General features: G+C 59.3%; 3 protein-coding genes. 2 read left to right on the top strand and 1 reads right to left on the bottom strand.

Going from position 1 to position 1,362, the window contains the following annotated elements:
* Positions 1-75: type II toxin-antitoxin system RelB/DinJ family antitoxin (locus tag NA637_RS24990; protein WP_256075262.1), on the bottom strand; the 75-nt coding region annotated here is incomplete at its 3' end.
* 306 nt (positions 76-381) lie between these two features.
* On the opposite strand from NA637_RS24990, the gene NA637_RS24995 reads away from it, so the two are divergent.
* The gene (locus NA637_RS24995) at positions 382-627 is read left to right on the top strand and encodes an addiction module protein (RefSeq protein WP_256075252.1); all 246 of its coding nucleotides are present in this window, start codon (positions 382-384) and stop codon (positions 625-627) included.
* On the top strand, positions 624-923 hold the full coding sequence (locus tag NA637_RS25000; protein WP_256075253.1) for a type II toxin-antitoxin system RelE/ParE family toxin: 300 nt from the start codon (positions 624-626) through the stop codon (positions 921-923). The genes NA637_RS24995 and NA637_RS25000 overlap by 4 nt, the downstream gene beginning before the upstream one ends.
* The last annotated feature ends 439 nt before the right edge of the window (positions 924-1,362 follow it).

The following is a 1,362-nucleotide window of genomic DNA, read 5'->3' on the forward strand; positions in this document are numbered from 1 at the left end:
TACGCCTAACCGGTCCAGCTCACGATAGGCACGCGCTTTAAGATCATCGTCAATCCGAACATTGATGGAGGCCATTGATGAACCCTCGTTGTAATGACATCTGTCGTTACGGTGATGGCTTTGCTGTCTTTGTGCAAGCGGATTTGCAATATTTTAGTGTCAGGCGGTGCGGTACCGCGCATCGGCGATCCATCATACGCAAAGCGATCCGCCGCACCGCGTTTACCGTGTTGCGCGGTGTCCCGTCAACGTAGGTTGGAATAGCCGAAGGCGTATTCCGACGATCCAGGTGGAAGCCTGTATCGTATCGCTTCCAAATTAACCGGGTGGGGACACCGTGTTAGCATGCGGTCAGGCTAACGAATCTTGGGAGTCGAAATAATGTCCGGTGCTTCCTCTACCACAGCCATCTTTGCCAGCGAACTGCTCAAGCTCTCCCCGGCGGAGCGTATTCAGCTGGCGGAGGATCTTTGGGATAGCGTGGCTGCGCAGCCCGATAATGCGCCACCGCTCTCGGCACAGCAGCGTCAGGAAGTGCTGCGACGCCTCGACGCCTACCGCGAAAAGCCAGGCGACGCTCAGGACTGGGAAACCATCCGCGGTCGCCTATGGTCCCGCTTGGGATGAGCAAGAGCATTCGACTGCGGCCAGAGGTCGAGGCGGAGCTCGAAGCAGCAATCGACTGGTATGAGGCCTGTGCCCCCGGGCTTGGTAGCGATTTTATACGAGCAGTGGAGGCGAGCCTCGCGAGCATCGAGCGCAACCCGGAGTATTACCAGATCGTGTTTGACACGGCCCGCCGGGCATTGTTGCGTCGTTTCCCCTATGCCTTGATCTATAGCATCGAGCCCGATGCCATAGTAATCGTGGCATGCCTGCACACACGGCAAAATCCGGATCGCTGGCAACAGAGGGTCGAATAGTCCCCGTTGGGCTGTTCGGTCCGAGGTAGGGAGGGCACCCGCCGAACGCGGCAGGCAATGCCACCGATGCCCGGCTCATCGGATCGGAAGTCGACGCTACGCAAACCGCGCGGGTTTCACCTGGTCACGGCCTCAATGGCCCTTGGTCAAGGTGCCCGAGAGATGCCCTTCGATAATGTCCAACACGATAAGATTCCGACCACCGAGGTGTTCGGCCAGTGGGCGTATGCGCTTCGCCGTACCGCGGTTCCATCATACGGAAAATACGGAAAGCGATCCGCCGTACCGCGATCCGCGGTGTCCCGTCAACGTAGGTTGGAATAGCCGAAGGCGTATTCCGACGTTCGGGAGGGTGGGGGCGGTTTCGGTGGTGGGGTGACGGATGTGGCCGGTTCGCGATACGAAGGTGATCCGCAGCACCGGGGCGCCAAGGTGGTCA

Source organism: Stutzerimonas stutzeri (genome assembly GCF_024448935.1).
Classification (GTDB): domain Bacteria; phylum Pseudomonadota; class Gammaproteobacteria; order Pseudomonadales; family Pseudomonadaceae; genus Stutzerimonas; species Stutzerimonas stutzeri_AO.

Bases quoted from the DNA above. Each gene is read 5' to 3' on its own strand.
- NA637_RS24995 (WP_256075252.1), top strand. From the start codon at position 382: ATGTCCGGTGCTTCCTCTACCACAGCCATCTTTGCCAGCGAACTGCTC.
- NA637_RS25000 (WP_256075253.1), top strand. From the start codon at position 624: ATGAGCAAGAGCATTCGACTGCGGCCAGAGGTCGAGGCGGAGCTCGAA.